We start from the raw sequence: 12,285 nt of genomic DNA on the forward strand, positions 1-12,285 counted from the left end.
CGCCCCCGGGTCCGGCCGGCAGACGGGCGGACATCCCGTTGCAGCCCGGGAGGATTTGTCTGCTCTTGCCGCTAACCGGCGCGGCGCTTCCGGGCGGAGGGCTTCTTGCGCGGCGCGGGAGGGGTGGGGGGCATGACGGACACCACGGTGCGCACCACGCGCGCCACGGCCTTGAGCTGGCGGGGCTCCAGGTCGCGCAGCGCGCGCACCAGGCGGCGCAGCTCCAGCGAGTCCTCCTGGCGCGGCGAGGCCTGGGGCGACACCTGCGCGGAGCCGGGCCCCACGCCCAAGAGCGTGTCCGAGGACACGGCCAGCACGTCACACAGCCGCCGCAGGGTCTGGGCGCGGGGCAGCATGCGGCCGCGCTCCATGCGGCTGTAGACCTCCATGGCGATGCCCACGCGCTCCGCCACGTCCGCCTGCGTGAGTCCCAGCCGCAGCCGCGCGTCGCGGGCGGCGGCACCAAACACCGTGTTCAGCTTTTCATTCACCGGGGCGGGCACGCGCAAAACCTTGCACCTCTCCCCCGGCGCGCAAGTTTTCGAAGAGGCCCGGGCCTCAGCGCTGCCGCAGCGCGAGCGCGCCCTGGATGATGAGGCCCATGGCCTTCAACGCCTCTTCATCCAGGGGGCGCAGGGCGCGCACCAGCCGGCGCAGGCCGGGCGGATCCTCCTCCCGGTCCGCGAGGGCCAGCGTGCGCGCCTCCTCTGGAGGGTGGGGCCCGTCCAATCCCAGCAGCGTGTCCGCGCGGATGCGCAACACCATGCACAGGCGGCGCAAGGTGGTGGAGCTGGGCAGCACGCGCCCGCGCTCCATGCGGCTGTAGACCTCCATGGCGATGCCCACCTGGCTGGCGACGTCGCCCTGGGTCAGGCCCTGCCGCTCGCGGGCCTGTCGCGCCGCGGTGCCCACCGTGATGGCCAGCTCCTCGTTCATTGCCGCTTCCCCACCCCTGGCCGGACCGTGTCTCCCATGAAGTCAGGTGTCCGGCATCCTACCTGACACGGCACCAACACTACCCCAAGGGGCATCCGCCATGCTATGGACCTGGCAGGTCCCATCAGCCCTTTCGCGCATGCCTCCTCCCAGCCACGTCCCCGCTCTCCGATTGGACTCCCCACATCCCATGTCCGCCCGGCATCCCCTGGGCCCAGGAGGCGCTCCGCGATGAGCCTGGAGGGAGGACATCCGCTGCTCCTTCAGCCCCAGGAGGTGGTGGGCAGCTTCCGGCTGTTGAAGCGCCTGGCCACGGGGGGCTACGGCACCGTGTTCCTGGCGGAGACCGGGGGCTTCCACGTGGCGCTGAAGTTCGCGCTGCAGGGCCCGCAGGACTCCGAGGAGGGCTCGCAGGTGGACGCGCGCACGCTCAAGGAGGTGAGCGTGCTGCACCGCATGACCCATCCCAACGTGGTGGCGCTGCGCGGCTATCACCGCTGGCCGCACCCGCGCACGGGCTACCTGTTCCTGGTCATGGACTACGTGGAGGGTCCCACGCTGTCGGACTGGGCGGTGGAGGCGAAGCCCACGGCGCGGCAGGTGGCGCGGCTGTTCGCGGAGCTGGCGCTGACGCTGGACTTCATCCACCGCGCGGGCGTGCGCCACCGGGACATCAAGGGCAGCAACATCATCGTGCGGGCGTCGGACGAGCGGCCGGTGCTGGTGGACTTCGGCTCCAGCGACCACGCCTGCGCGCCGGCCATCACGGACGGTCGGCCGCCGCCGGGCACGCCCAGCTACCGCAGCCCGGAGCTCTTGCGTTACTGGCTGAACAACCCCAAGGGCATGTCCCGCTACGTGTACCAGCCCACGGACGACCTCTATTCGCTGGGGCTCACGCTCTTCCAGGTGCTCACCGGGGACTTTCCCTACCCCCCGGACCTGCCGGCCGCGGCGCTGCTGGGCGGGATCCAGAGCATCAAGGGGCGGTCCGCGCGCTCCATCAACCCGCGCGTGCCCCGCGCCCTCAATGACATCTGCGAGCGGCTGCTGCGCCAGGAGGTGCGCGAGCGCTACCAGATGGGCGCGGACCTCTACGCGGACCTGAGCGCGGCGCTGGAGCGCGCCCCGGACAGCTGGGACCAGCCGCTGTTCAACGCGCCGCCGCCCCACGAGGCCGTCACGGAGGAGTCCGACGCGTACTTCGACGGCAACGAGGAGGCCCGCGAGCTGCGCCGCTGGGCCCGCGCCTACGAGCGGCGCATCCCCGGCGCGGCGCCCCACTCCAGCGCGTCCACGCCGCCCGTGCCGCCGCCGCCCGGACCGTCCCTGGGGTTGGCCGCGCCCCTGCCTCCGCCCATGCCCTGGTGGGTGGCCCGGCGTCTGGCGTGGCGGCGCCTGTGGGCGCGGTGGCGCCAGCGTCTGGGATTGCGCCGGCCGCGTTGAACCCTGCACGTCCTCTTCATTCCTGACGACCCTGGAGGTTTTCCCCGCGACAGGGTTTGTGCTACCTGCGGGGTGGAGCGATTCCCGCTCCACCTGGGAGGTTGGAAGGCAGGACATGAAGACGCCCGATACGACGACGGAGGAGAACCCCGGCGTGCCCCGGCGGCCGCGCGTGCTGTTCACGGTGGGAGGCACGGCCTTCGAGTTCGTGCGCAAGCTGGAGGTGCGCTCCACCGGGGAGCTGTTGATGCTGGCGCGGCGCCGCTACCGGGGCGGGATGGGCGGCCCGGTGGTCATCAAGCGGCTGCGCAACCCGTCCGGCTTCGTGGAGCGGCGGCGGCTGGTGGAGGAGGTGGAGCTGACGTTCCGGCTCAACCACCCGGGCATCGCGAAGGTCTACCACCTGAAGGCGTACCGGGGCGTCCCGCACGTGGTGATGGAGTACGTGGAGGGCCGGTCGCTGGACACGGTGCTGAACCTGGTGGCCATGCGGCGCAAGCCCATGTCCCCGGCCTTCGCGGCGTGGGTGGTCTCCGAGGTGGCGGAGGCGCTGCACCACGCGCACACGCTGCGGGACGAGTGGAACCGGCCGCTGGGCATCGTGCACCGGGACGTGAGCCCCCGGAACCTGCGCCTGGGCGTGCACGGCGAGGTGAAGCTCACGAACTTCACCGCCGCGTTCTCCACGCTGCCGGGGCGGGAGATCACCAGCCGTCCGCTGGTGAAGGGGGACGTGGCGTACGCCTCCCCGGAGGCGCTGCGGCGCGAGCCCGTGGACGCGCGCAGCGACCTGTTCTCACTGGGGCTGGTGCTGCTGGAGGTGCTGACGGGGAAGCACCCGCTGGCGCAGGGGGACGCGGCGCCTCCGCCTCCGCCGGACCTGCCGCTGGTGCAGGCGCAGGGGCCCACGTGGATGCCGCTCACGGAGGTGGCGGCGCGCATGGCGCTGGTGGGGCCGGAGGAGGTGGAGCAGATGGCGCGCGACGTGCCGGAGGGGCTGCGCGCGGTGGTGGCTCGGGCGCTGCGGCAGGCCCCGGCGGATCGCTTCGGCACGGCGGCGGAGCTGGCCGCGGCGCTGCGGGAGTGGCTGCGCGAACACGCGCCCGCGTACGGGAGGCAGGCCGCGGCGGAGGAGGTGGCGGAGGCGGCTCGGGAGGCCACCGGCCGGCGCAACCAGGCGGAGCTGCTGGAGGGCGGGCTGCACCCGGAGGAGCTGACCGCGGAGGAGGCCGCGATGGCGTCCGAGGGTCCACCGCCGTTCCTGAAGGGGGATGACGTGACGCCGGACCTGAACGGGGAGCCCCTGCCCCTCCAGGACCTGGTCGAGGAGCTGGATGAGCTGGCCGGCCCGGACGAAGAGGTTCCGGGAGAGGACCTCGAGGACGACGACGACGGGCATCAGCCGGTGTGAGCCGGGTTCCGCTGGGACTCTGGCCACCCGAGTCCCCCGGGACCAGCGGAGGCCGGCTGGGGGTCCATGACTGTCTTTTCCGGATTCCGAAGCGTGAGGGTGTTTAGCCAAGCTTGCTTGAGTTGCTTGTTTCTTTTCACTCGACAACCAGTTGCGTCAAATCGCCGGTCCGTTCCTCCAGGCGGGGGCGCGAGGGCAATGACAAATCCTGTCACCGCGCGGGTCCGCCGCGACTGACACGCATTCCACCCGCCAGTCAGCGCAAACCCAGACATTGACAGACTTTCGCAGAAGCCAATAAAAGGCGTGACAGCATTTTCACCCGCTGGCACTGTCATTCCATACGCCGAGGGCCGGGAAGTCCCCCCGGGTCGGCGTAAGCCTGTCCATTCCCTCCGTTTTCCATGACGTCCCCCGGCCGTGCTCCCTCCGAGCGCGGCACGGGAAACGTGTCTCCGGGCTCCGGCCCGGGCACGTGAGGCCGGCGTGTGCCCGATGTGAGTCATTGGCTGTCCTTCCCTGTCTGTGTCTCCCCAAGGAGTGTCGAGTGAAGCGTACGTCCCCCCGTTGGTTCCGTTCGCGCGGCATGCTGGGCGCGCTCTTGCTGTCGCTGTCTTCTCCGTGGATGGCCGCGTGTAGTTCGGGCACCGAGGCGCCGGGCCCCTCCGCGCCCGCGGAGCAGACGCAGTCGCAGGTCACGCTGAGCATGGGCTCCGGGGACTTCTCCCAGGCCTCGGTGGAGAAGGGGCGCGTGGCGGCGCTCATCGCGCACACCGACGTGGTGCGCCTGCGCATCACCGTCTTCGAGCCGGGCAAGGAGTCGGAGCCGATCTTCGTCAACTTCGACATGGGCAAGGACGGCAGCGGCAAGTGGACGGGAAAGATCCCCTTCCTGCCCAAGAACCTCCCGCTGACGCTCCAGGCGCATGGCTTCAGCGACGCCGGCGCCGTGACGGAGATCTACAACGGCTCGCTGAACGTCACCCTCACGCAGGACAACGTGACGCTGACCATCCCCCTGCGCCCCGTCACGGACGGGGCGGCGATCCAGCTGCCGCGCATCGAGCGCATCAACATCCCCCGGGCCTTCGCGTCCGGCCAGAGCGGCAACATCACCTTCGCGGTGGCCGCGGCGCTGGGCGAGGCGCTGCACTACGAAATCACCCCCGCGCCGGGCACCAACGGCAGCTTCGCGCCGCTGAGTGGTGACATCACCCTGCTGGGCACCTCGGGCGCGTTCGTCAGCCAGTACACCCCTCCCGAAAACGTCCCGGAGCAGACGACGTACAGCCACAAGGTGACGGTGAGGAACAGGGCGGGCCACTCGGTCAGCACCACCTTCACCACGACGGTGCGGCCCAACGAGTCGAGCAGCGGCGTGGTCGACACAACGGTGAAGGTGCTCTTCAACCCGGTCATCCAGGGCCTGGACGGCTTCCGCGTGCGCAACGAGGTGGGCGAGATGACGACGAACGTCATCTTCACGGCCAAGGTCAGCGACGACGGTCCGCAGAACGCGCTCACCTATGCGTGGGGCTTCACGCCCACGGGCGCGACGTCTCCCCTGCCCGTCTTCACCGGCAACACGAACCCCTCCACGCTCCAGAACTACAACGAGGACGTGCAGGGCACCCTCAGCCTCGCCGTCACCGACGGCGACAATGGCACCACCACGCTCACCTATCCGGTGACGGCGAAGCAGTTCCCGAACGAGCCGCTCGCGGAGGGCGCGCTCGCGGGCGTGAACCAGCTGCGCGCGGGCGAGAACCACACCTGCGCCCTGCTCAACGACGGGACCCTGCACTGCTGGGGCTACAACGTCTCTGGCCAGCTGGGGTTGGGGGACAACCGGGACGTCGGTGACGACGAGAAGCCGTCCGCGAGGCCGGCGGTCAAGCTGCTGGGCGAGGGCTCCAAGATCGCCCTGGGACAGAACCACACGTGCGCCCTCTTGAAGACGGGCATGGTGCGCTGCTGGGGCGAGAACGGCCTTGGACAGCTGGGCTACGGCCACACCGACGACGTGGGCAACGACGACGACCTCACGCTGCAGGGCTACGTCAACCTGGGCGGCCTGGCGGTGAAGATCGCCGCGGGTGGCAACCACACCTGCGCGCTGATGAAGGACACCGGCAAGGTGCGCTGCTGGGGTTCGGGGGCCCAGGGTCAGCTCGGCTATGGGAGCGCGGAGAACGTGGGTGACGCCAAGCAGCCCGTGGAGAAGGGCGACGTGAACCTGGGCGCCGACACGGTCGTCAAGGACATCACGGCCGGCTATGCCCACACCTGCGCGCTGCTCTCCACGGGCCGGCTGCTGTGCTGGGGCCACAACGCCGCGGGCCAGCTGGGCAACGGCAACTTGAACCCGGTCGGCATCAGCGGGGATCCGGGCCTGCAGCCGCCCCTGAACGCGGGAGACGTGGTGCAGGTCGCGGCCGGCAGCTACTCCACCTGCGTGTTGTTCAAGTCCGGTGCGCAGACGGGCGGCGTGAAGTGCTGGGGCAACAACTCCTCCGGTCAGCTGGGCCAGGGTGACGCCTCGGGCAACTATCGTTCGTCGGGCTGCTTCGTGGGCAACAATGCCGGTTGCTTCTACCGGATGGCGTCCGAGGCCGTCTCCGTGAACCTGGGCGGCGTGCTGCCCCTGCAGATCGCGACGGGCGCCGACCATGCCTGCGCCCTGCTGGCCACGGGCAGCGTGAGGTGCTGGGGCTACAATGGCTATGGTCAGCTGGGCCTGGGCAACACGACGCCCACGTCCGCGCCCAGCCAGGCAGTGGACCTCAACGGCGCCACCGCCTACCAGATCACCGCGGGCGGCAACCACACCTGCGCCCTGCTCTCCACGGGCGCGGCTCGCTGCTGGGGCCGGGGCTCGTTCGGCCAGCTGGGTTACGCCAGCAAGAACAACGTGGGCGCCACCAACTCGGCGAGCAGTGGCGGCAACATCGAGATCACCCTGCCGACCGCGCCGTAGTCCGCCTCAATGAACACGCGGGCGCCCGCTTCACCGGGGCGCCCGCTTCGCTTTCCTTCCGTGTGAGCCATGACGAAGCCCGCCCTCCTCGCGCTCCTGCTGCTGTGCATCTCCGCCGCGTGTACGTCGCCGACGACGGAGCGGGGCACGCCGGAGCCCACGGCCTCCGTCACGTTCACCGTCTCCACGGACAACACCGGTTCGCAATCCCAGACACGGCGCGCGCTGGCGGGCTTCTCCTTCGCGGACGTGGCGCGCATCCGCGTCGACGTGGAGGACGCGGCCAGCCACAGCGCGCTGTTCACGAACTTCGACCTGGTGCCCTCGCCCTCCGGGTGGTCCGGCACCCTGCAGTCCCTGCCGCGCCATCAATCCCTCACGTTCATCGCGCGGGCGCACGACGGCAACAGTGCGCTCCTCTTCCAGGGCAGCACCACGCAGACGCTCGTCGCGGACCGGGAGACCGTGGCCATCACGCTGGCGCCCACCAACGACGGCGCGCCCATCACCCTGCCGCGCATCCCCCGCATCCAGCTCCCCGGGGAGCTCGTCTTCGGCCAGCCCGCCACCGTCACCTTCTTCGTCGAGGCCTCCTCCGGCGAGGCCCTCACCTTCACGCTCACCGCCGCGAACAACGGCGGCGCCTTCGTCCCCTCCAGCGGGACGTTCACGCTCACCGGGACCTCCGGCGCCTTCGTCGCCCGCTACCTGCCGCCCTTCGGCATTCCCAGCCCCACCGACTACACGCACTCGCTCACCGTCACGAACCCGGCGGGACATTCGGTCAGCACCACGTTCACCACCCGCGTGCTCCCGGCGGACCGGTCCACGGACTCACTGGGCACCACCGTGCGCATCCTCTTCGCGCCCGTCATCAAGGGCCTGGCCGCGTCCCGCCTCACGGGCACCTCCGACGTCTCGTGGTCCGCCTCCGTGTCGGATGATCAGCCCTCGCGCACGCTCGACTACGCGTGGAGCTTCACCCCGGACGCGCCCGTGACGCCTGCCCCCGGCTTCACCACGCAGGCCAACCCCACCGTCCTCCAGCATTACGCTCCCTCGCTCCAGGGCCACCTCTCCCTCCAGGTCACCGACGCCGCCGGGGCCCGCACCACCGCCACCTACCGCCTGGGCGCGCAGCAGTTCCCCGACGCGCCCGTACAGACCGGTGGCCCCACCGACGTCGCCCAGCTCCGCGCCGGTGACAGCCACACGTGCGCCCTGCTCAACGACGGCTCCGTGCGCTGCTTCGGCAGCGGCGCGCAGGGCCGGCTTGGCTACACCGGCACCGCCAACATCGGCGATGACGAGACGCCCGCGTCCAGGGGCCCCGTGCCCCTCGCCCCCGGCGAGAAGGCCGTGCAGCTGGCCACCGGCCTGGGCCACACCTGCGCCCTGCTCTCCACCGGCCTCGTGCGCTGCTGGGGCGCCAACGCCTCCGGCCAGCTGGGCCTGGGCCACACGCGCACCATCGGCGACGACGAGCCCATCGCCAGCGTGGGCACCGTGGACCTGGGCGGTGCCCGCGCGCTGCGCATCACCGCGGGCGACCGTCACACCTGCGCGCTGCTCACCTCCGGCCACGTGCGCTGCTGGGGCGACAACACCCACGGACAGCTGGGCCTGGGCCATACCGACACGCTGCCTCCGCCCATCACCGACGTCCCCGTCGGCGCCCCCGTGCAGGACCTGGCCGCGGGCGGCGACCACACCTGCGCCCTGCTCTTCTCCGGCCGGCCCCGCTGCTGGGGCGCCAATGCCTACGGACAACTGGGTTACAACCGTGACGATGATGTCGGTGACACCGAGTTGCCGTCGTCCGCCGGTGACGTGGACGTGGGCGGCACCGCCGTGCAACTGGCCCTGGGCGCACAGCACACCTGCGCCCTGCTGGACACCGGGGCGCTGCGCTGCTGGGGCGCCAACGCCTACGGGCAGGTGGGCAACGGCAACCCTGACTACGCGACGCCCCTCACCCCCGTGGCGCTCGGCTCCGGCCTTCGCGCCGTCCAGGTCGCCGCTGGCGCGCAGCACACCTGCGCCCTGCTCGAGTCCGGTCAGCTCCAGTGCTGGGGCAACGGCGCCCGGGGCCGTCTGGGATACGCCAGCACGCGCTCCCTGTCCGCGCCCGGCGGCGCCTTCATCAACGTGGGCGGCGCGCCCGCCACGTCCGTCACCGCGGGCGGGCAGCACACCTGCGCCGTGCTCTCCTCTGGCCGCGCGCTGTGCTGGGGCTTCAACACGTCCGGGCAGCTCGGCTACGGCCACGTGCGCGCCATCGGCGATGACGAAGCACCCGCGCTCGCCGGGGGCATCCTCCTCGTGTCGCCCTGACACCGCGCACGGGAGGGCCCTGATGCCTGGCTGCCTGCCCTCCAGGCCCCTGCGGGTGCTTCCGGAGCAGGTTGCCGGACGTGGGGGGCAGTGAAGAACCTCCATCGACGGAGGGACTCCTTCATGGCCACCAACGACACGCGTCCCGCACCCACGCAGCCCGCCGAGGATTTCTACGGACGTCCAACGACTCCCCGCCAGGACGGCGAGCCCCAGCAGCCCCGTCCCGAAGAGGAGGACGAGCGCAAAGCCCGCCGCGAGCTGACCGAGGCCGATGAGAAGGGCATCCGTCCGCGCACCGGGGACGACGCCGACGACCGCGACCTGAGCCTCCACGACGCCAGCGGCCTGCAGCCGTATGACCCGCGCGAGCGCGCCCCGGGCGCATCGCTGGACGACATGCCGGACGGCGACGGCCCCCGCAGCGACGCGGGCACCAACCCGGTGTCCGACGTCTACCGCTACGGCCACCCGGACCGCCTGCCGGACCGCGAGCGCTGACCCACCGCGCCCTTCAAAACACCGAGGGCCAGGATCCGAGGCTCCCCGCCCCGGCCTGGCCCCTCGTTGTGTCTGGGATTGGAAGGCGCTTCAGCCCACGCGGCGCGGGGCGTGATCCAACCGGTGCGCGTCCACCCACGCATTGGCCTGCGCCATCGTGTCCACGAAGACGGTGTCGAAGCTGGCCGCGTGTCCGGTGAGCAGCATGGCCACGGACATCGCCTTGCCCACCACGCGCTGGGACAGGTCGGAGCCCACGTACACCACCGAGCGCATCCACTCCGCGCGCACGTTGTTGGCCAGGTACTTGCGGGACTCGGCGGGCAGCTCCGACCCCGGCACCTCCGCCACCAGGTAGAACGGCCCCTGCGCCGCCATCTCCTCGTACACGCGCAGCGCCCACTTCGCGTCCTGCAGCCCGACCACGCCCGTGTATTTCGTATGCAAGACGTCCGGCGCCGTCATGCGGATCCGGTGCGCGCCACACGTCCACTCGCGAATCTGTTGCTCCATGCGGTCCTCCCCCCAGCTTCCGGGGTGAACCCTACGCCGGACCCCGCCCGTCCAGGGAAGTGCCCCTGCCCTTTGGGACAAGGTTCCGCTGTCCATTGGATGTCAGACCCCCTCTGTACTGTGTACCCATTCCGACAGCCTTCCAGAGGGGGAAATCATGACGGAAACCCGTGAAATGCCGCGCGTCTCGGTGAACAAGCTGGGCGAGTACCTGGTCGCCACGCCCGCCCGCCGCAAGCGCATCATCCACGACCAGAAGCACCCGCCGGAGGCCCAGTACCTGCGCTATCCGGAGGCGTCCCAGGCCATCACGGACTTCCTCTGCCGGGGTCTGGATTTGAACGTGCTGCGGGAGTCCCAGCGCCGCTTCGCCTGCGCGGTGCCGCAGACGGAGTTCGAGGCCCAGCGCATGCAGCTGTGCTCGGAGGCGCTGGAGCGCTTCGCCGACCTGGTGCCGTGGTTGGATTTGGACGACGCCATCATCAGCGCGGTGGGGGCGGAGCCGCCCGTGCTGGAGATGGCCGGGGTCACCATCAGCGTGCGCCCGGAGGTGGTGGTGCAGCGGCTGGACAAGCAGGGCAACCCGCGCGTGGGGCTGATGAAGCTCTACTTCTCCAAGACGCACCCGCTGGACGAGCGCAGCGGGCAGTACATCGGCACGCTGCTGCAGCGCTTCGCGGAACAGCACCTGTGCCGGCTGGGCCCGGCGGACCACCGGCTGATGACGGTGGTGGACGTGTTCGCGGGCTCGCTGTTCGTCGCGCCGCGCGCGCACATCCGCCGGCTGGGCGACGTGGTGCTCGCGTGCGAGGAGATCGCCGAGCGCTGGGCCGTCCACTGACGGCCGGCCGGGCGGGCCGTCAGCGGGGCGCCGCTTCCTGACGGCGCCGGTGGGCGTCCAGCCACGCGCGGGCCCGGGCCTCCGAGTCCACGAACTCCGCCTCCAGCTTCGTGCCCCGGATGAAGTTGAGCGCCACCACGAGCGCGCGCAGCACCTCGCGATGCGTGCGCTTGGCGCCGAAGAAGACGGCCCCGCGGAACCACGTGGTGCTCACGTGTTCGGCCAGGTACTTGCGCGGCGCGACCGACAGCCCCTCGGAGCTGCTCAGGTCCACGACGAGGTACAGGGGCTTCTCCGGGTTCACCCCCAGCTCGTGGAACACGTCCACCAGCGCCCGCACGTCCGTCTCTGAAAACGCTCCCCGGACCTTGATCCAGAGGATGTCGGAGCCTTCCAGCGAGACACGCTGTGTCCCGAAGACCCACTCCCGCAGCACCGCCATGCCCTCTCCCACGCAGAGGGCCGAAGGGTACTCAAAACCCGGCCCCCGTCACCAGTCCGTGCCCCCTTCTTTCCGAGGGAATCCGCGGGTCCAACCCTCCGGGTCACGCACGCGCGCACGCCACGTGTCCTCCCGGGCCGGGTCATTCCTCGCACGTCGCGTCATGACGGCGGTTCGTGGCCGTTGTGTCACGCCCGGGTCAGCGCGGCGCGCGGGGAGCCTGGGCGTGCCTGGAAAGCCGCTATGCTCGTGGAGCGGGCGGCCAGGCGGACGGCCGTCCCTGGGCGCATCTCCGGCCGGTTGCCGGTACGCGCTTCCTTGCTCACCGTGAAGGGTCGCGCCGCTGGCGCGGGGGATGGGAGCGTGGTGCTGGAGTCCTTGTGGAGCAGACGCGCCGTGCTCGTGTCGGGCAAGGGCGGCGTGGGCAAGACGACGCTCTCCGCGGCGCTGGCGGTGGCGGCGGCGCGCGCGGGCCGGCCGGTGCTGCTGGCGGAGCTGTCTCCGGACGAGGGCGGCCCCTCCATGCTCGCGGGGCTGGTGGGCGCGCGGGAGGCCGGGCCGAAGGTGGTGTCCGCCGGGCCGAACCTGTCCTTCGTGCGGCTGTCCGCGCAGGAGGGCCACCGGCTGTTCCTGGAGGAGACCCTGCCCGTGAAGTGGCTGGCGGAGGCCGCGCTGCGCTCCAAGGCGCTGCGGCGCTTCCTGGAGGCGGGCCCGGCGCTCAAGGAGATGGGGCTGATGTTCCAGCTCCTGTCGCTGTTGCGCCGCACGCACCCGGACGGCCGCACGGTGCATCCGCTCACCGTGGTGGACCTGCCCGCCACCGGCCACGCCATGGCGCTGGCCACGCTGCCCAGGAGCATCCTGTCGCTGATGCCGGGCGGGCC

11 protein-coding genes are annotated in these 12,285 nt (G+C 71.3%); 7 read left to right on the forward strand and 4 right to left on the reverse strand.

All coding sequences use genetic code 11. The features are described from left to right. Nucleotides 1–71: 71 nt before the first annotated feature. Nucleotides 72–509: a helix-turn-helix domain-containing protein gene (locus tag D7X55_RS25165; protein ID WP_120549539.1), complete on the reverse strand. Its 438-nt coding sequence runs from the start codon at nt 507–509 to the stop codon at nt 72–74. 49 nt (nt 510–558) lie between these two features. After that, complete coding sequence (locus D7X55_RS25170) at nt 559–936, reverse strand: helix-turn-helix domain-containing protein (RefSeq protein WP_120549538.1); 378 nt, start codon at nt 934–936, stop codon at nt 559–561. 231 nt (nt 937–1,167) lie between these two features. On the opposite strand from D7X55_RS25170, the gene D7X55_RS25175 reads away from it, so the two are divergent. The 5 genes from D7X55_RS25175 (at nt 1,168) to D7X55_RS25195 (ending at nt 9,605) form a co-directional block, all read left to right on the forward strand. Continuing rightward, nucleotides 1,168–2,382: a serine/threonine-protein kinase gene (locus D7X55_RS25175; protein ID WP_120549537.1), complete on the forward strand. Its 1,215-nt coding sequence runs from the start codon at nt 1,168–1,170 to the stop codon at nt 2,380–2,382. A 115-nt stretch (nt 2,383–2,497) separates the two neighbouring features. Beyond that, the gene (locus tag D7X55_RS25180) at nt 2,498–3,793 is read left to right on the forward strand and encodes a serine/threonine-protein kinase (protein ID WP_120549536.1); all 1,296 of its coding nucleotides are present in this window, start codon (nt 2,498–2,500) and stop codon (nt 3,791–3,793) included. A 547-nt stretch (nt 3,794–4,340) separates the two neighbouring features. Beyond that, nucleotides 4,341–6,770, forward strand: a complete 2,430-nt coding sequence (locus tag D7X55_RS25185; protein WP_233610048.1) for an RTX toxin — start codon at nt 4,341–4,343, stop codon at nt 6,768–6,770. Nucleotides 6,771–6,839: 69 nt separating this feature from the next. Further along, entirely contained in the window at nt 6,840–9,104 is a 2,265-nt protein-coding gene (locus D7X55_RS25190) for an RTX toxin (RefSeq protein ID WP_121724420.1), read from the forward strand. Between the two features lie 123 nt (nt 9,105–9,227). Beyond that, nucleotides 9,228–9,605 (forward strand): hypothetical protein, encoded by a 378-nt coding sequence (locus D7X55_RS25195; RefSeq protein WP_233610049.1) that lies wholly within the window; start codon nt 9,228–9,230, stop codon nt 9,603–9,605. 90 nt (nt 9,606–9,695) lie between these two features. Here the strand turns inward: D7X55_RS25195 and D7X55_RS25200 are convergent, their stop codons facing one another. Further along, on the reverse strand, nt 9,696–10,118 hold the full coding sequence (locus tag D7X55_RS25200) for an STAS/SEC14 domain-containing protein (RefSeq protein WP_120549532.1): 423 nt from the start codon (nt 10,116–10,118) through the stop codon (nt 9,696–9,698). A gap of 157 nt (nt 10,119–10,275) precedes the next feature. Here D7X55_RS25200 and D7X55_RS25205 point away from each other — a divergent pair, with 157 nt between their 5' ends. Beyond that, nucleotides 10,276–10,959 (forward strand): hypothetical protein, encoded by a 684-nt coding sequence (locus tag D7X55_RS25205; protein WP_120549531.1) that lies wholly within the window; start codon nt 10,276–10,278, stop codon nt 10,957–10,959. Between the two features lie 19 nt (nt 10,960–10,978). On the opposite strand, the gene D7X55_RS25210 is transcribed toward D7X55_RS25205, so the two are convergent. Next, complete coding sequence (locus tag D7X55_RS25210) at nt 10,979–11,401, reverse strand: STAS/SEC14 domain-containing protein (protein WP_120549530.1); 423 nt, start codon at nt 11,399–11,401, stop codon at nt 10,979–10,981. Between the two features lie 366 nt (nt 11,402–11,767). On the opposite strand from D7X55_RS25210, the gene D7X55_RS25215 reads away from it, so the two are divergent. Then, a partial coding sequence (locus D7X55_RS25215; RefSeq protein WP_147470202.1) for an ArsA-related P-loop ATPase occupies nt 11,768–12,285 on the forward strand: 518 nt, incomplete at its 3' end.

The organism is Corallococcus sp. AB049A (assembly GCF_003668885.1).
GTDB classification, from domain to species: Bacteria; Myxococcota; Myxococcia; order Myxococcales; family Myxococcaceae; genus Corallococcus; species Corallococcus interemptor.